Source organism: Streptomyces sp. SID14436 (assembly GCF_010548465.1).
GTDB lineage: Bacteria > Actinomycetota > Actinomycetes > Streptomycetales > Streptomycetaceae > Streptomyces.
This window is the reverse complement of sequence record NZ_JAAGMD010000321.1, coordinates 71,736-88,779: the sequence shown is the minus strand read 5'-3', so window position 1 is coordinate 88,779 and position 17,044 is coordinate 71,736. Positions and strand designations below refer to the sequence as shown.

At 67.1% G+C, this 17,044-nt stretch carries 11 protein-coding genes and 1 pseudogene; 4 read left to right on the top strand and 8 right to left on the bottom strand.

Annotated elements, in window-relative coordinates:
* The first annotated feature begins 109 nt into the window (after positions 1-109).
* Entirely contained in the window at positions 110-655 is a 546-nt protein-coding gene (locus G3I53_RS11575) for a hypothetical protein (RefSeq protein WP_164438303.1), read from the top strand.
* Between the two features lie 37 nt (positions 656-692).
* Here G3I53_RS11575 and G3I53_RS11570 read toward each other — a convergent pair whose 3' ends face one another.
* Both G3I53_RS11570 and G3I53_RS11565 read right to left on the bottom strand, forming a co-directional pair.
* Positions 693-2,183, bottom strand: a complete 1,491-nt coding sequence (locus G3I53_RS11570) for a NucA/NucB deoxyribonuclease domain-containing protein (RefSeq protein ID WP_164335743.1) — start codon at positions 2,181-2,183, stop codon at positions 693-695.
* 35 nt (positions 2,184-2,218) lie between these two features.
* Positions 2,219-4,024 (bottom strand): DNRLRE domain-containing protein, encoded by a 1,806-nt coding sequence (locus tag G3I53_RS11565; protein ID WP_343239596.1) that lies wholly within the window; start codon positions 4,022-4,024, stop codon positions 2,219-2,221.
* Positions 4,025-4,386: 362 nt separating this feature from the next.
* Here G3I53_RS11565 and G3I53_RS11560 point away from each other — a divergent pair, with 362 nt between their 5' ends.
* Positions 4,387-4,647 (top strand): hypothetical protein, encoded by a 261-nt coding sequence (locus G3I53_RS11560; protein ID WP_239063782.1) that lies wholly within the window; start codon positions 4,387-4,389, stop codon positions 4,645-4,647.
* Positions 4,648-4,746: 99 nt separating this feature from the next.
* On the opposite strand, the gene G3I53_RS11555 is transcribed toward G3I53_RS11560, so the two are convergent.
* The 4 genes and pseudogenes from G3I53_RS11555 to G3I53_RS11545 all read right to left on the bottom strand — a co-directional run bounded on the left by G3I53_RS11555 (position 4,747) and on the right by G3I53_RS11545 (position 9,694).
* Positions 4,747-5,304 carry an XRE family transcriptional regulator gene (locus G3I53_RS11555; RefSeq protein WP_164335745.1) on the bottom strand — a complete coding sequence of 186 codons (558 nt, stop codon included), beginning with the start codon at positions 5,302-5,304 and terminating at the stop codon, positions 4,747-4,749.
* 12 nt (positions 5,305-5,316) lie between these two features.
* Positions 5,317-7,566: a helix-turn-helix transcriptional regulator gene (locus tag G3I53_RS11550; RefSeq protein WP_239063797.1), complete on the bottom strand. Its 2,250-nt coding sequence runs from the start codon at positions 7,564-7,566 to the stop codon at positions 5,317-5,319.
* A 246-nt stretch (positions 7,567-7,812) separates the two neighbouring features.
* Positions 7,813-8,262 (bottom strand): annotated as a pseudogene (locus tag G3I53_RS33815) (GNAT family N-acetyltransferase); the annotation flags it as partial.
* Positions 8,263-8,441: 179 nt separating this feature from the next.
* Positions 8,442-9,694, bottom strand: a protein-coding gene (locus G3I53_RS11545; RefSeq protein WP_164335749.1) for an IS3 family transposase whose coding sequence is annotated in 2 segments (ribosomal slippage) — positions 8,442-9,412 and positions 9,412-9,694 — 1,254 coding nt in all. Because the reading frame shifts where the segments join, the coding sequence is not laid out codon by codon here.
* 680 nt (positions 9,695-10,374) lie between these two features.
* Here G3I53_RS11545 and G3I53_RS34365 point away from each other — a divergent pair.
* On the top strand, positions 10,375-10,503 hold the full coding sequence (locus G3I53_RS34365) for a hypothetical protein (RefSeq protein ID WP_275404130.1): 129 nt from the start codon (positions 10,375-10,377) through the stop codon (positions 10,501-10,503).
* Positions 10,504-11,467: 964 nt separating this feature from the next.
* Positions 11,468-12,241: a hypothetical protein gene (locus G3I53_RS11540; protein WP_343240598.1), complete on the top strand. Its 774-nt coding sequence runs from the start codon at positions 11,468-11,470 to the stop codon at positions 12,239-12,241.
* A 202-nt stretch (positions 12,242-12,443) separates the two neighbouring features.
* On the opposite strand, the gene G3I53_RS11535 is transcribed toward G3I53_RS11540, so the two are convergent.
* Positions 12,444-13,379: a hypothetical protein gene (locus G3I53_RS11535; protein ID WP_164335752.1), complete on the bottom strand. Its 936-nt coding sequence runs from the start codon at positions 13,377-13,379 to the stop codon at positions 12,444-12,446.
* Positions 13,380-15,495: 2,116 nt separating this feature from the next.
* The gene (locus G3I53_RS33810) at positions 15,496-16,812 is read right to left on the bottom strand and encodes a hypothetical protein (protein ID WP_239063780.1); all 1,317 of its coding nucleotides are present in this window, start codon (positions 16,810-16,812) and stop codon (positions 15,496-15,498) included.
* Positions 16,813-17,044: the final 232 nt, after the last annotated feature.

The following is a 17,044-nucleotide window of genomic DNA, read 5'->3' as shown; positions in this document are numbered from 1 at the left end:
AACAAGGACCTCAGCAATCCTCATTCTCGCTGGTCAGAGGCACTTTTCGCTTACCTGACCGCCTACCGGACAGCCCGCTTCATGAAAGCGCGAGGTTAGTGTGATGGTCATGTCTGATGAGGTTCGCATGACGACGACGGTCCACATCGAACGGTCCCTGTTCGGGCTCACTGCTGAGGGCAGCCCGGTGGTGTGGACGGACCTGCCGATGGGACCGGCCGGTGCAGTGCATGTCGCGGACGGCACCGCCCTGTTCATCAGTAACGCTCAGGAGCACGACGCCACGCTCACGCTCCAGATCAGCGACCGCACGTCAGAGCGTGTGGGTGAGGGGTTCGTGCTGGTCGGAAGCTGGCCCTTCAACAGCCATCTGGGGAAGATGGTGCTCGATACGCCCAACGCGGGCGGGAGTATCGGCTTCCGTCTAAAGCCGAACACCACGTACACGATGCACGTGTGGTGCAAGGGCGGGGAGAGCGCCCAAGAGCGTTTCTACGGCGAGCTGCGTGGCGTCACGCCGAAAACGGGGCTCGAGGACTACCTGGTCGAGTTCGTGCCCACCGGCTCACGGCATGCCGTCACCTCGCACACGCAGTCCCGGTCTCAACCTCCGGTGGATGAGAGCGGGCAGCGTCCGGCAAACTGGGTGGGTTGACCGGTGGCACGCAGGGCGTGCCACCGGTCGGGGTGGGTTAGTTGACGAAGATGCCGTAGGGGTCGCCGTCCAGGATGCGGTCCTTGCTGTACCAGGCGGACAGCTTTCCGCCGGCGCTGCGGTTCTCCGTGGCGGGGACCATGCGGACGGAGAAGTTCCCGTCACCTACGCCTGCACCCTCCTTGGTGGAGGCGAAGGGGAACTCGTCGCAGTCGTGGTCGGCGGGGCGCGTCAGGCCGGCGCACGCGCTGTCCTTGGCTCTCTCGTTGGCGGCGGCGATGGCGTCGGAGTCCGGTGAGAACGTGCCCCAGGTGCCTGTCTTGACATTGCGGTGCAGGGGCTGCCACTCCCCGTTCCAGATGTTTCCGGGGATGTCCTTGTCGTTCTTTTGCGGATAGGTCAGCTGTGGCGCATACAGCGCGTCAAAGATGTGTTCTGCGACGCTCTCGACGCTTGCGTCGGCCCGGTCGTAGGAGAACACCGGCGTAACGCGGTTGAAGATGGCGCCCTTGTGCCCGTACTGGATGTCGCTGCCCATGTACGTGGCGGAGTCGAAGCGCATGCCGCCGGTGGGGCTGACGTACGACCAGGGTGTGTTGCCCTTGGCGGACAGCACCTTGTAGTGGGTCTCGAACTGGCAGTAGGAGACCTTGTCCACACGGGACTGGTCGGCTTTGGTCTCGTCCGAGGTGATCTCGTAGTAGATGTACTGGTCTTCCCACCCTGAGAGCTCGCGGGTGAAGGAGTCCTTGCCGCCGCCGAAGTCGACGAGGTTGTTGTTGCCGCATTCGCCGAGGTGGTTGATGTCGCCCTTCAGCGAAGGCTGGATCTTCATGCGAGTGCCGGAGAATTCGGAGTAGATCCCGAACCCGTCGACGTCCTTGGTCTTGATGTGAATCCTGCCGGTCCGGGTGCCTTTCGCTCCCTCGCCGACTTCGATTTCCTTGAAGCGGACGTATCCCTCGATACGCCCTTTTCCATCAAGCTTGGTGACCTGGTTGTAGCCCCAGCGGCAGAAGTTGAAGTGGTCGATCACGTGACCGGGGCTGTTCTTGTCCTGGGCCTGGCCCGCAGGATCGGCTTCACACTTGTCGAACTCAATGATCCCGTTGGCCGTGGTGCCCACGGCGTCCGAGCGGAACTTGCCGAGCTGTTCGCTACGCGTCTCGCTGCCGTCAGCGATGTACCTCTGGCCGAGCGCGCGGGCTAAGTGTTTCTCGCGCTCCGCTGTGGGATGGCTGGTGGAGGACTGCGGAGTCACCGTATTTGGTTGGGCGTTGGCGGCCCGGGCGGCATCGAGCCGCTTGGCGGAGAACGTCTCGCCGATTCTGTCGGCCGGTATGTCGCCGGCGGAACCGAACCGCTCCCACACCATCTGCCCGGAGGTATCGCTGTCCGGGTCCAGCTTCGCCGACTCGGACACGGATCCGGAGTGGCGGGATTCCTCGGCTGTCGCGGCGGCCGGGGCCAGGCCGGTCAGGCCGACTGCACAAAGCACCGCAGCCGTGGCGGCACGTCTGATACGCATGCGGGGTGCCCTTTCAGGAGAGCAGGCGTCGGGGGTCAGCTGGGGCCGCCGGTCGGGCTCGGCCGGTCAGTGGGGCCGTCTCCGCCACCGGGGACTTCCTCATCGACGGTGAACTTCGTCCATGGCGTCCAGCCGGTGTCGTAGTGCGTACCGTCGTAGGCCGAGGCGCGGAACTCGTAGGTTCTGCCGTTGGTGAGCAGATCAGCCGGTACCCACACGCTGGTCGGTTGCCCTGCGGCGGTCCAGTCGGAGACGAGGTAGTCACCGACCTTCTCCTTGGTCACGGCATCCCGGATGTCGAAGGTCCCGTTGACCATGTCACCGTCGGCGTCATCGAACGTCGCGCGCAGGAACGGCTGGTCGGTGTCGACCACCCACACCCCAGAGGAGTTCTTCACATACGGCGGCCCGGCCTGGGTGTCGTGCCCGTTGCCGGGCCGGTAGTTGTAGTTGACCGTCAGCTTTGGGCGGTTCGCCGTGTTGTTGGCGGAGTTGACGCGCTTCCATGCCCTGGCATCGGCGGTTGTGGCGCGCAGCCCCATGTGGCCGGTGGCGACCTTGTCCGAGGCCCAGACCTGCACCAGGTTCGTCACGTCGGCGCTGATCCAGCCGTCGGCGCCGCAGCTCGGGTTGCCCTTGGTCTGGGTAGAGGTGGCGTACTGATCAATCCACGACGGCTGGTTCGTCCATCGCGAGGAGGTGGAGGCGGCCCCGGTGGCCCACACAGACCAGCCGTAGTTGAGGCAGTCGGTGTTTCCCGAGTGGAAGTTGTACAGCTCCAGCTTCGCCGAGGAAATCAGGGCGTCCTGGATCGGTGTGGTGTTCCAGTGGATGAACGACCGTGCGGTGCGCGGCGTGCCGTCGCTGTTGGTAGTGCCGGGGTTCCCGAAATCCAGCTCCGTATCGGTGGACCAGTCCCCGGTCTCGCCCTGCTGCACGTACGTGTCAAACGTGTTCGACAGGGCCGACGTGGAGGGGTCGATGGTCACCGGATACTGCGTCGCCGGGTCGGTCAGCCAACCCTCGTCGGGCCTGATGACGAGATCCACGGTGTTCTTGCCCGTGGGCACGACGTCCATGTCGACGCGGTGGCGGTTGGCGGGCAGCCCGGACCGCTCGTCGACGGACGCGTCCCACATGACCGGGGCAGGCATCACGGCCCGCTGCCTGCCGGCAGCGTCAGTGAAGACAACGGAACCGTCATTCTGCTCCTCAGCCTGCAGCCCCGCCGTCTTCAGCGGCAGCGTGTAGCTGTAGCCACCTGACGGCCGCTCACGCAGCATGACAAACTGCTCGAACCCGGTCTGCGTCGCCTCAACGATCACGTCGGCACCCGGGAGGGCATTGCGATAGGTGGCCTTGCTTCCCTCGAGCTGCGGCTCTGGCAGGCCGCCCTTCCACTGCAGGGTGATCCGCTGACTTCCGGACCCCATGCTCGCCAGGTCACGCGGTCCGGCGGCCTGGGCCGCCTTCAGCGACTTCGGCGGTGCTCCGCCGCCGGCGTTCAGCCGAAGGTCATGCGGGTGAACCTTCGAGACGAGCATGTCATTGCGCTCAGTCAGGGAGGCGTCGATCGTGTGCCAGGTGCCGTTGCGCTTGACGCGCTCTGGCCCAGCAGAAATCTCGGAGGTGAAGCTGCCGTCCGGATTGGCGTAGGTGCGAGAAGTCTCTGTGCGCTGACTGACCAGTTCAACAGGCTGACCAGTACGGCGGGCCTCGATCCGGGCCGTTGGCACTTCCCCGGCATCGACCGGAACCGCGGCCGCAGCGGGTGCTGCATCGCTGCCGGCACCGAGGACATTTCCGGAAGCGACCGTAAGTGGCACACCGGTCAGCAGCACCGCCGCGATGGCAATCTGGGACAGAGTGCGTCTACGTCGTAAATCGACAGACAAGTCTGAGTCCTTCCGACGACTTGATGTTGTGTCGCGCCGCCTCCCTTCCTATGACGTTGCTTAAGCAAGCAGCAACGGTGACAGTCCGGGAGGTTCAACATGTAATGCCCATACAGCATGTGACTCCTGTCACGGCAGCAGCAGCCGCTGCATCGGGAGGAGGGAGGCAGCCGGTGCACTCCGGCAGGGGGCACTCTGACTTACCTCGGGATGGACCCCCTCTTCGCGGGGCCGGCCAGAGCTCGCATCCCGGTCAATATCTCCCCTCATCACCGAAGTGCTCGCCGCCATCGAGGCGTCTTTGCGTCGTGGCCCGGGAGAAGGCCACTCGCGACCCGCAGGACGCCTTCATCGGAATGTCCGACACCATCGGCGACGTCGACGCCATCACCTATGCTGCCCGGTTCTACGCCGCCGTCGCCGACGGCCAGTCCGTACAGGCTGCCCACCTCCTCAGCCGGGCGGCCATCGAAATGAACGGCCTGCTCGACCGCGACCTGCCGACCCTGACCTGTGCAGCGGACGTCGACCCCAGCGCTACGAAGCTGGTGACGCCGCCTCCGGAGTAGGACGTGGGTTTAGCACGGTATCGCTTGCATGAGCATCTGTTTTCCCGCGGATATGCGAGCGAGCCCGGAGCGACAGGTCCGGGCTCGCAGGCGCGGCTGCTACAGGTCGAACTCCAGGTGCTCGATGTCGGCGAAGCGGACTTCCTCGAGCTGGCCGGCGCGGCGGCCGTTGTCCTGGAAGTACACCTCCTTGAGCGCTTCGGCGGCGATCTCCTTGAGCTGCTGGTCGCTGGCTCCGGCCTCCTGGGCGTCGAAGAGGCGGGCGGCGTACTGCGGCGGGAGGGCGACGGTCAGGTGCCGGATGCGGTCCTGGTCCGTCGACCCGATCGGCGCGGTGTAGCCGAGGCGGGCGCGGGTGTCGATGACGATGCCGCCGGTCGTCGCAGCCTTCTGCCGGGCCTTGGCGCGGATCTGCGGCTGCCACCGCTTCTTCACCTCGCGCTCCAGGCGCGCGGCGAGGTCGGGGCGCGGCTTCTTGATCTGGTCCTTCACGTACCGTTCGACGGTGCGCTGGGAGATCCGCAGCATCTGGGCGACCGCCTTGGTGCCCTTGAGCTGCTTGACCAGGTACCGCATCTGCGCACCCGCGCTCTTTGGTGCCGGGCGGGTGAACGCCTCCTGCACCGCGGCCTCCAGGCCGTCCCCGAACAGGCTCATCGCGGCCTACTCCTACTCTCCGTTGTCGACGTCGGTGACGGTGCCGTCCTTGATGTACCGGGCGAGGTTGAGCTCCAGCGCGTCGAACCGCTCCCGGACCTCCTCGCCCCACAGGACGGTCTGGGTGCCCTCGTGCTTGACCAGGCCGGGGTTGATGCCGAGCTTGAAGCCGCCGGGCAGCGGCTTGCCCTCCCGGTAGGGCAAGAAGTCCAGTGGCGACGTGCCGTCGGCTGCATAGACGACGCAGTCCGACAGGATCGCGACGGGGCACTGCCCGGTGAAGGCGGCGTGCTTGACGATCTTGCGGTGCAGGTTGATCCGGGTGCGGGAGATGACGGCCGCCCGGATGTCCGGCCGCCAGGTCGGGCGGGACAGGGCGCGCCACGGCTGCCCGGGTCGCCAGCCCTCGCCGCGCGGGCGCTCGCGCAGCTTGCCCAGGCCGCCCTTGACCGTCGCCTTGATCGCCGAGACGACGAGTCCCAGCTCCGGGTCGCGGTCCTTGTAGCCGTCCATCGCGGCGAGGAAGTCGGCCGGCTCCATGTCGGTGTGCACGCCGAGGTCGGCCATCGTGGCGAGGTAGGCGTCACGGAGCCGGTTGTACCAGCCGTCCAGGTAGCGGCCGTTGTCGTACCGGACCCACGCCTCGATCGGGCGCACCTCGTAGCCGAGCTCCGTCGCGTACGCGACGGTGGGCGTCGCGTACCAGGCCGGCCCGTCCGGGCGCTCGCCCTTCGGCGTGAACGGAGAGGGCAGCAGTGAGCCGTCCAGCTCCACCCACTCCTTGCCGACCTTCACCTTCGACAGGTCGACGTGGGACAGGTCCACGAGCCACGAGCCGGGCAGCTTCGGGTCGAATACCGGGTTCGTGACGTGCGTCGCCTCGCCGAGGCCGACGGTCAGGCCGTTCGCGCCGGCGGCGAAGGCCATGTTGACGTCGATGCCGACCAGGTGCCGCAGGGTGCACTCGGCATCCGTCATCGGCCGTGCCCAGTCGTACGCCTCCTCGAACAGCTTCTCGCCGGGGCCGCGGACGTGGAATCGGGGCAGGTCCTTGAGGACGGGGTGGCCGTCGGGGACCTCGCACGGGGGCCAGTTCATCGGGTCGATGGCGTCCTTGCCGAGCGAGCCGGGGTTGTGCTCGGAGTGCCGCTTCCCCGCCGCGTCGGGCTCGGAGGCCCGGGTCGGCGGGTGCAGCGCGGTCATCAGCTCCAGGCCGGTCACCGCGGTCGAACCGCGCGGCGTCATCACCCGAGAGGCGTAGACGCCCAGCACGCGGGCGAGCTCCGCCGGCGGAAGCTGCCCAGCCTCACCCCAGTGCCGCGTGTCCAGCGCGTTCCAGGACGGGATGCACAGCTGCACACAGGCCCGCTCCGAACCGATGGCGGGGCGGTAGATCCGCGCCCACGGCCCGAACCCGCGCTTGGTCAGCTTCCACTCCGCACGCGCGAGCTGCTTGATGACCTTGTGGCCCTCCGGGATCCGCCCGGCGTGCTTCTCCTCCTCCGCGAGCGTGACAGGCAGGCCGTAGCGCTCCAGGGCGGCCTCGGTGAGCACGATCAGCGGGTCGGCGTCCTTGCCCGGCCCGGACAGCTTCGGCTGACCGAGCTTCGCTTCCTTGAGCGTCCAGTCCACCAGGGACGGAAGGGACTTGGCGGGTACGTCCAGGACCAGACCGCCGACGCAGTACGCCAGCACCTTGCCGTCCTCGACATCGACGACCGCCAGCGGGCCGTTCTCGAACCGCGGGTCGGTACCGCCCGCCGGGGTGCTGGCCGGGGCCGCCTTCTTCGCACCCGGGCGGCGCAACGTCGACGACGTCGACCTGGTGGTGCGCGCCGGACGCGGCGCGGCCACCGGAGCAGCAACGACGGGAGCAGGGGCAGGGGGCTGGGTGTTCTCGGTTGCAGTCATGTCCGCAGCCTCGGGCGCCTGCCCTGTGGACAGAGTCCGCGTTTCCGCCGGGGCGGGCGCGCCGGTGAACGTGGCCGGCACCGCGGCGTCCTGCACAGGCGCGTCGGCCGGGGCGGGGTAGAGCTCCGCGAGCTTGTCCAGCAGCCGGGCGTAGGCGTCGCGCTCCGGCGGGCGGGGCTCAGTCTTGCCGGACTCCCAGCCGGACACCGTGGCCCGACGCACCTTCAACGCGGTGGCCACTTCGTCGATCGTCAGGCCGTGCGCGGCACGCAGCCGCTTGCGTTCCGCCGGCGGCGGCAGCACGGCACGGGACGCGACCAGCGCGTCGACCGCGTCGAACAACTCGGACATAGGCACCGTGGCGGGCAGGGCACAGACGGGCCAGTTCCTCTGGGGTGAGCGCCGAGAGGTCCTCGGGAAGGTCCTGGCCGGCCGCGGTCGCGCGGGCCTGGGCGCCTCGGCGACGCTCGACGGCGTCCCGCCGCGCGGCAAGCAGGCGCAACCAGCGCAGGTCACTGTCGTCCTGGTCGCCCGCGGGGGGTAGAGACACTGGCGCGCACCGTGCTCCTCGAGCTCGTCGACGACGGTCATGCCGATCGCCTCCAGCATGCGGCACGAGGCGCGGTTGGCCTTCTGCGTGACCGCGACCAGCGGGCCACCGCCGGGGACGGCGTCCGTCCACCAGCTGACGGCCGCCGCAACGGCCTCCCTGCCCAGGCCTTCGCCCCAGGCTGCGGGGAGCAGCTGGCAGGAGAGTTCGACGCGTCCCTCGCACCTATGGTCGGCGCCGATGGTCACCAGGCCGATCGGCCGCTGGTCGGCGACGCGGACGACGGTCCAGGCACCGGCCGTCGTCGGGTAGGCGGCCTGCCGGGCGGCGACGCGATCGTCCGTAACCGAACCGCCGAGGTGCGCGCGGACACGGCCGTCGGTCAACAACTCGCTCACCAGGGGGCCGTCTTCCCGGGTGACCGGCCGCAGGAGGAGACGGTCGGTGCGCAGTTCGGCGGGCCAGACACGGTCCAAGGCGGTGTCGACAGAATCCATGGCGCTCACCCTTCCCTGAGCCGGGCATCACCGTGCGGGATTCGCCCGCTACAGTCACGCGGCAGGGGGCCGGAGCCACTGACATTGGCTCCGGCCCCTGTACCTGGCGGCGAAAACGGGTCAGTCGGTATCCTCGCGCGGTTCGAGCAGGGTGAACCGTTCCGGGTTTGATCGAGACTCTAGGTTGTGACTGTGACCTGGGGTTTCGTGGTTTCGACGTAGTAGTTGGTCTCGTATTCGGCGGGTGGGATGTGCCCGATCTCACCGTGCAGTCGGCGGTGGCAGTACCAGTCGACCCATTCGGCGGTGGCCAGCTCGACCTCGGAGAGTTTCTTCCAGGGCCGGCCGGGCTTGATCAACTCAGTTTTGAACAGGCCGATCGTGGACTCCATCAGGGCAGTGTCATAGGCATCACCGACCGATCCGATCGACGCGGCGATGCCTGCCCGGTCGAGGTGCTCGGCGAGCGCAAACGATGTGTACTGCGACCCGGCATCGGAATGATGTATCAACCCACCCGGCTGGTGGGAAAGTTGGTCCCGGTCGCGCTGCCACAGCGCCATCTCGAGGGCGTCCAGGACGAGCCGGGTCTCCTTCGAAGTGGCCGCTGACCAGCCGACGATGCGGCGGGAGAAGGTGTCCACCACGAAGGCGACGTAGACGACGCCGGCGAAGGTGGCGACGTGGGTGAAGTCGGCGACCCAGCAGCGGTTCGGGGCCGGGGCGATGAAGTCGCGGTCCACGAGGTCCGGAGCCCGTTCCGCGCTCGCGTCGGGGATTGTGGTGATCACCTTCTTGCCGCGGACCGCGCCGGTGATGCCGAGCTCGCGCATGAGACGTTCGACGGTGCAGCGGGCCACCGCGACACCCTGGCGGTTCAGGAGCCGCCAGATCTTCCGGGCGCCATAGACACGGTAGTTGGTCTCGTACGCATCCTGGATCAGGGTCTTGAGCTCGCGGTCGCGGACGGTGCGGGCAGCCGGCTCGACCTGGCGCTTGTGGTGAGCGTAGTACGTGGACGGGGCGATCTTGCAGTCGTGGTCGGTGAGGACCCGGCAGATCGGCTCGACGCCGCCGAAGCGGCCCTTGTGCTCGTCGATGAACGCTACGAGCGCGTGTGTGGCCGGTCGAGCTCGGCCGCGAAGAAAGACGCCGCAGCTTTGAGGATCTCGTTCGCCCGCTTCAGCTCGGCATTCTCCTTCTTCAGCCGCTTCAGCTCGACGGACTCCTCCGTCGTGGTGCCCGGCCGGGTGCCGGCGTCGATCTGGTCCTGCCGTACCCACTTGCGCAGGGTCTCGGTCGTGCCGATGCCCAGCTTCTGGGCGACCGCTTTCATCGCGGCCCACTCGGTGTCGTAGTCGGGCCGCACCTCGGCGACCATCCGCACCGCACGACGGCGCAGCTCAAGCGGGTAGGGGGAAGAACGTGCCATGACTCGATCCTCTCAAACGATCGAGTCCCTACCGAACCCGGAACGGTTCAGGCTGCCGGACGAGGAGCGACTCGATCTGGCCGACTGGCTGTGTCAGTTTCCGTGGATGCCGTTTCGAGGTGAGTTCGGGAGTCACTCGAGGGGCACGCGCGTGATCAATGTCGAGGTGAATTGATGTCACCGCGCCGTTGTGTCCCATCGTTAGCTCCCGCCGCCGTCGAGGATCATGCGGTGTTCGAGTGACGTGCCAAAGGTCGACCGGTGGAGTTTGGTCAGAAGCCGAAGGAGTTGTGCGCGTTGAAGGGCTTCCGGGATGTGGGGGCGCACGGTGGTCTGGGTGGTGTGCTCCTTGTGTGAGCTTTCGCACGCCGGGCGGGGTCGGTGGCGCGCTGGGCGGACGGTTCATCACGGACTTTGCCAGCTCAAGGACTTGAGCAAGGCTTGAGGGTCGTGAACGGGGCACGTGCAACTACTCGGTGTGGCACCAGGTCCCACACCGGCGCCGGTCAGCCGGAGGGTTGACGGGAAACGAAATCCGTGACGCTCGGGGTAAAGTGCAGCCACCTCGAACCCCAGGGCCCACGCATCGCGTGGATCTCCGATCGGGGTCCACGACAGACGTGGTCTCCGGGGAGCTGCGAAATCCGCAGTCTCCCACCGGAATGGGGGAACAGGTCCCGATGACTGATCTTGATGAGTCGGAGGGGCACTGCCGTTGCTGCAGCAAGCGTGAGCCCAAGCGGGTTCCCGGCTGGCTGGGGCTGTTGGTCCGCGCGGTCTACGAGATCGCGGTGAACTGGCCCTGGTGATGCGAAAGCCCCGGTCTGGGGACCGGGGCCTTGCCGACCTATAGGTCGGTCGCACTGCATACGGCGTGTCGAGGGGGAGCCTCACCTTGGATGCTGACGGGCGTCGGGGTGGGGCTCTTCTTCATATCCGAATGCGGTTACCGCAGAGTATGCAAGCAAGATCTTACTTTTGTGGTGCTCGTCACGCCCGGCGGGGGTGGTGTCCCCACTATGCCTTGCCTTGGTGCGCTCGCGCACGAGGTACCCACATGCCGGTCGCACCCTCCAGAATCCAGGCAGGGCGTGCGCGGGTGAACAGTGCTGGTAGCACCCACTTCCTCCGGATTCGGCTGTGAGAGAGATCACACATGTGATCGGAGGGTGAAACGTACCTGCACCGAGACCGATTTTCACCGGTTTGCCGGGGGTTGGCCAACGCATTTATCCAACTTCAGCCCTCACCCACGGTGAAGCTGGCGAACTCTACACGCTGCCTAGGACAATCCCCCGCCGGGCGCGCCGCCTCGCCCGACCGGTGTCCCCGGGGCCCTCACCGCAGAGGAGTGGATGAACACGGGGCAGCCCGTACGGCATCGAGGCGGCGACGTTGACCTCCGGCAGCGCGTCCAGCCGGGGCCCGGCTGGACGTCCAGAGCGGCTGTGCGCGGTACCGGACCGGGTCGAGCCCCACCAAATCCGCGCTCGACCTGTGGGGCGCGCACTTCTCACGCGCTGGTGGTGCGGGTCATGCTCTGGGTGGCTGCCAGGCTGCCTGTATCGGGTTCCAGTGACCGGTGACGATGCCGTCCAGAAGCGGGTTCACCGGCCCGTGCCGCCCTGACGTGAACACCCCCGCGTCGCGGGGAGGGCCTGCTGCCGCACGGCGCGGTGCGACCAGTCATGATCGATCCCCGCCTTCTCCCAGCCCGGGCGCCACGAGGTACTCCAGAATAGAGAGCTCTGTACCGCCACGGAGGGAGAGCCCGTGCACGGCCTCGGGTGGGAAGACTGGACGGCCGCGGGAGTGGACCCGAACCGTCTGCCGGCCGGCTGGGGCTGGAAGGTCACACGCCCTTCAGGTCGCGGCTTCGACGACGACCCGGTCGACTACGCCGCCTGCCTGCGCGACGGCCGCAGCGTCCTCATCGAGGAGACGCCCAGCGTGCCCCTGCGGCGCCGCAAGCAGCCATCGCCCCGCGCAGCACCACATGCATCAGGCGCCGACTACTTGCCCTTCACAGCCGAGGTCCCGTTCGGGCTGTGGATCTTCACTCTGGTCCCGGGTGATGACGAGGAACGGTCCGGACGGACCTGGAGCCAGAGGATACGGTTTCGGGTACCGGCATGGTGGGCGCTGGGTCCCCAGGGGCACACAGCAGCAGCACTACTCACCCGACTGAACAAGCTCACCTGGGACGAAATCCTCACCCTGCGCCGCTCCTACAACAAGGCGTGGCCGACCGATCGCGAAGACCCCGCCTGGTACGAGGCGCAGGATCTTGCCACGGCCGCCAACCGGGCACAGCTGAAGAACGCCCTGATCAAGCACACCGAAGCAGCACTGGCCCGAACAGCCCGCACCCACGGCAAACGCGTACGGGACTTCTCGGACGAACAGAAAACCGTCTGCTTCGCCGCCGCGGCCCTCACCATCGAGGACCTCTCTCCCAGCCTCGCCCACCGCCTCCTCGGCCCCCTTCGCCTCGCCCTCGGCGACGCCCACACCTACCCCGTCCCCTCATGGGCCGACAGCGTGTAACACGAGGCGATCCCACGACGCGCCCCCGGAACCCCGGGAATCACGCGTGATCCTCGGCAGAGGTAGGTGCCTACGCATCGCGGACCGCTTCATGTAAGCGGCACGTCCGAGTACCGCTACATCGCGGTACTCGCGAAAGCAAGGGACCATGCCGGAGCTGGCGTGGCCCCTCTGACTGTGTCAGGCATCGGACTCTGCTCGATCACGCGGGAGGCAGGCCCGGAAGTACCGTCCCGGTGTAGGCGGCGAGCACGCTACCCAGCGCTCCACTGACGACGGGTGAGTTGAGGATACCGACGATGGATCCGCCCCAGCGCTGGAGTCTGCCCGGGTCGGGAGATCCGTTGGCAGCCTCGGTTTCGAGACGTGTGGCGAGCTGTGCGAACTCGAGAGCGTCGTCTTCCGGCAACTCCAGAGCAGGCGCCGCCTGACGCAGAGCTCGGGCGAGCATGACGACCGCCGCAGGGTCGACCCCGTCCTTGCTGGTCGTGGCGTTCATGGTGAAATCACGGCTGTTCGCAGCGATGTTGCCCATGTTCTCCCCAATGTTGAACGTCGTATTGCCGCTGCTGTTCCGACGCTCGTACGCGCTCACGTCGCCTTCAAAGTGCTCCACGCAGTCCTGCCCTTCTGCAGTGATCTCGGCCCGCACAGGCCCCTCGGTCTGCCCAGTCCTGATTCCTGTAATCAATGCCTTGGACAGCAAGTAGGCACCAGCACGGTCGATCTCGTCCGGTGTCAGTCGCTCACCCTCAAAGAGCGAGTGCGGAGACTGGAGGACGCTCTCCACGACGGGGTAGTCCACGCCGTCGTTCTTCTGCTCCCACAGCCAAGTCAGCAGGCCTTTGCGCGCAGCGGCACTGCGCGCTCTGGGGTCAGCACGCCGCCGTTGACGCTCTTGCACCCACTGCAGTCCCCGTGATGTCAGATTGGCCGCTGGATCACCCATCGTGGCGTAGCGATCGCTCAGCAGTCCCCAGCCCTTACACGTCAGCAGTAGCCGGAAGGACTGCTCTTCGTCGAGACCGTGCAGTTCACCGAAGGCAGTGATCGACACATACTCCGTCGCGTCTGCGCCCGTCTGTTCGTGGACCCACTCCACAAGCGGCTCATGCAGGGAAACAAAGTCAACGGCCATGGACATGCTCTCCTTGCTCAGTGCGGCAGAGCCCATCAGCGTAGAACCCACCACTGACATTGAGTGCTTCTGCGCTCGGTGACGAAGATGCCCATGCCAAGCTCACCGCCGACAAGCTCCAGGCGCTGGCCGGCCTCGGGCCGGAGCTGGCGGCTCGTCCCAAGCACCCTTCCATACCAACATCGCGTGAGTGGGCAGCGCACCTGACAACTAGTGAGCAGTGACGGCGAGACCCGCGAAGGCCCCCGAGCACACGGGCGTTCGGGGGAGCCTCCGCTTGGTCATGGTCTCCCACCAGCTCGGGCTGCGTGCGCCCTGACGGCCGCGGCGGAGACGAGAAACCTCAGCCTGGGTGCGTGCGTTCCTGGTGGCCGGCCGCCAGGGGCCCACATTCAGGTGCACGCGCACCGGGATGAGATGGCGTACCTGCTGCGGTTGGCGGATGCCGGGCGACCGAAGCGCGGGTTCAAAAAGAGGAAGCTGCCGAGGCTGTGGAGATGCATCTGCCGGTGGGCGGTCACCGATGAGGTGACACCCCCATCTGCAGGGCTTCGCGCGGATCATCGACAGGACCAGGACGCCCCGCTGTCGACCGTCCGCACCTTCCCGACCTTGGTATCAGCGCCCCGACCACGCCCAGACGGGGCGCTGAGCAGGGGTAACGGCACGGCACGGCACCGGCTGGACTGGAAGGAAGCCCGAGCGGTACTGACGTGTCTCGTCGCGTCACTCCGGTCCTGAAGTGGGACACAGGCGTGGAACAGGCACTTGTCCGCGTTTTCGCCCGGCCAGCTCTTGGTGCGGTTCACCCTCTAGGCTTGCGCCATGCAGCATGAGCATTCTTCCTACCGGGTGCCCACGGGGCGGCCGTTCTTGATGCGGGAGTTACGCAACAAACTGCCGGGTGTTGATGACCGGATGCTGTACTTGGATGTTCCCGCCGACCCCACTGAATACGAGGACATCGCTGACGCGTTGTGGGAAGTGTTTCTAGTGGCGAGGAATCTTGCCCCTGCCCGGAGCGCTACCGGCTGCGCGGACCATCCGAATGGCCCTGTCGACACTGAGGCGCCGGAGGGTTGGAGTCGTTGTCTGCTGTGCAACAGTCGCCGCAGGATCGGCCGCCCCAACGTGAAGGCTGCGGGCGAGAACGCCTCCAAGTACCGCTGGGCGGTGCCGGAGCCTCCGTACGACCATGCAAAGCTGATGGAGGTTCGAGGAGCGCTGAACCACGCGGTGCAGGACCTCGACTACCGGTCTCCCGATGAGGCGTTTCGGCAAGTCGCGGACCTTGTTCATGCGGCGTTTGTCATCGCTAGAGAGTTGTCCCGGCCGCGGAGCACTGGGTGCCAGCGGCATCCTGGAGCACCGATCGACGCAACAGCCGCTGGGGGCCCCAGGTGCATGTTCTGCGTGGCTCAGGAGCGTCGACGCCAAGTAGGGCCGCCCGCCGTGAACGTTCGTCCCAGTCGCCCTGTTCCTAGAGTGCGGGCGCCAGCCAACCGTCGTTGGAGTGCACCGCAGTCGCCGCCAAACGCCCAGTCGTCGTAAAGGATCTTGCGTTCCATGCCCATGCCCAGCGAACACCTCGCGACGGCGGAAAGTCTTGGCGCCCGCGCGGTTGAGTGGCTCACAGATGGCCAGCTTGAACTAGCCGGCGCCTACCGAGACATGGCGGCCCTTCATTTGAGCCTGGCCCAAGTGAGGCACGCCATCATCGGCGACCCTCCGCCTTCTTCCCGTTCCGCACCACCCCTGCCGGACTGGTGCGGATCCTGCGAAGGCCCAGACCTCAATATGCGCTGGGTCTCTGTTGAGGGCCCCGACGGCGGCGAGTCGATGCGCCGTTGTCCTGACTGCAACCCCTACGCGCACGGAACCGAACTGCCTCGACAAGCTGAGACGGAGCCACCCTCCGGGCGAGACAAAGACCCCGTGATTTCGGGCGACGCCTGACCTCCGTGACCGCCAGCAGGGCGAAAGCCTGAGAGGGGCCGAATCCGGCTTTGAGGCTGGTATCGGGTCCGTCCCCCTTATGCTACGCACGCGTCGGGCGGCTCGTCTGTCAGCCGATGAACGGGCACGTCACAGCCGTTCTGGCAGCCGCACAACGCTGTCAGCGTGCGGTGTGGCGCACGAACTGACGCAGGCGCGCCTCGACCTCGTACCGATTGAGGCGCTTGCTGCGGGCGTAGTGCGTCACTGCGGCTTGTGCGGCCTCGGCTGCTTCCCGCCATGCCTTGCGCTGCAGGTCTCTCTCGTGGTGGTCGTGAAGTTGCTGGAGTCGCAGGTGGGCGTCGTCGGCGGCCTGTTGCAGTGTGATCAGTTCGGTCGGGAGCCCTGTGGTGGTGTCGGTCACCTGCTCGTGGCGGTCTGCGTGTAGTAGTGCGGCAGTGGGCGCAGTTTCGAGGGCAGGCGCCGACGGTTGGGCCGGGAAGGCGGGCTGGGCCGGGAGACTGGGGTGAGCCGGCGGGGCGACGGTCGGCTGGCAGGTGGGGCGGTTGCGGCTGGCGCCGCTTGCGGGAGCGGCATCCCGTTCGATTGGCAGGCGGGTGTCGTCGCTGTTCAGGTCGTCCAGGCGGTCGCGGTCGGCGCTTGTCACCCAATATCGGTGCACCGTTTTCCCGGCGCGGAACTGGATGGGCACGATGGTGCCGGCGGCGGTCTGACGGACCATGTCGTCGAAGAAGATGTCGCGGGGCCTTGCCGTGGCGTGGGCCTTGCCGCAGCGTCGGATGCCGTCGGGACAGGGGTAGAGAGCGTTGGTGTCGCAGTGCCAGAAGTCGAGGGCGCGGAAGCCGGAGACGATGCGTAGGTCGCCGTTGCGGGCGATGAGGTGGGCAGGGAGGCGGTCGCTGCGGGTCCAGTGGGTGTCGTTGCGCTGGGCGTAGGCGAGGCGGTCGGTGTGCCACGCCGGGGTGATGCCGTTCTTGGCGGCTTTGCCGGCGCGGGCGCGTACCCCGCGCAGGCCGCGCTCGTCGATGGTGGACAGCTGGACCTCCCAGCCGATGCGGCGGCCGTCGGCTCCTTCGACGAGGGTGTCGGTCTGGATCCAGGTGCGCCCCACCCGGGTGCGGACCTCGCTGTCGCCGCCGAAGCCGCCCTCGTGCGCGACGCGCAGGATGCGTTCCTGGTATGCCTTGTGCTCGTCGCTCATCGGAACGCTGTGCCGTTCTTCGTCTTCGCGGCGTTCGTGGACGGCCTCGCGCCGGCCGCCGCGCATCCGCAGGTGCATCGGAGCTTCGACGCCCATGTCACGGCACACTCCCCCGCACTGCAGGTCCCGCTCGCTGACCGGCACACCGCGGCGGCCGTAGAAGCGGTCCGCCGCGTAGATCAGGTCCCACAGCCCGGGGAGCTCCGGATGGTCCAGATCATCCCGGGTCAGATCCAGGAGAATCCGGAAATTCTTGTGCCAGACGACATTCGCCAACTCACACCGCCCTCACCGTCGCAGGTCGTTACATCGACGGTACGACCAGGCACTGACAATGCGGCAGGAGCCGGATCAGCCAATACAAAACCTGACAACCGCACTGATGCACGGCCTGAGAAGCCGTAAAAGCCGCTATAGGCACAGACGACGGCTCAGCTCAGCGACGTCGGGCGACACGGAGACTACGCCTGCAACAGGTGGCGCCGGGGACGTGAAACGGACGCCCGCA